At 37.5% G+C, this 574-nt stretch carries 1 protein-coding gene; it reads right to left on the reverse strand.

What is annotated here, in order from left to right:
- Positions 1-28: 28 nt before the first annotated feature.
- A partial coding sequence (locus FC46_RS09890) for an IS30 family transposase (protein ID WP_157046842.1) occupies positions 29-574 on the reverse strand: 546 nt, incomplete at its 5' end.

Raw genomic sequence — 574 nt, forward strand, 5'->3', positions numbered from 1 at the left:
CGCAAATTGCAATAATAAGTTGGACACTTTATGCAGCTTGATAGATGTTATCTAACTCTCTTTCAAATATTTCATCTGGTGTATGGTATGCCAATTGTTTTCTTGGCATTGTGTTCATCCAGGTTTCAATATCAATAACTTCTTGAAGTGAATAGTTATCAATACGATCACCCTTAGGAATGAAACGGCGAATCAAGCCATTGTGTCTTTCAACACTTCCTTTATCACAAGAAGTATATGGATGAGCATAATAGACCAAGGTATTTGATACTTCTTCAAGGTTTGAAAGGTCCGCAAACTCTGATCCATTATCTGTAGTGATCGTCTTGAAGATATCATTCCAATGCTCTTCATATTTCTTGTGTAGTGTTCTGAAGGCCTGCATTACACTAGCAGAGGTTTTATCTGGAATGCGCATGATTAGAAACTCACGACTCATTCTTTCGCAGAGAGTTAATAAAACTTGATCATCCTTGGTTTTGTGTCCTAAAACTAGATCGCATTCCCAGTCACCAAAGCGAGTCCTCTTATCAATTTCTTTAGGCCGTTCATCGATACTACGACCAAGTTTTTT

Source organism: Lactobacillus kalixensis DSM 16043, assembly GCF_001434335.1.
Lineage (GTDB): Bacteria > Bacillota > Bacilli > Lactobacillales > Lactobacillaceae > Lactobacillus > Lactobacillus kalixensis.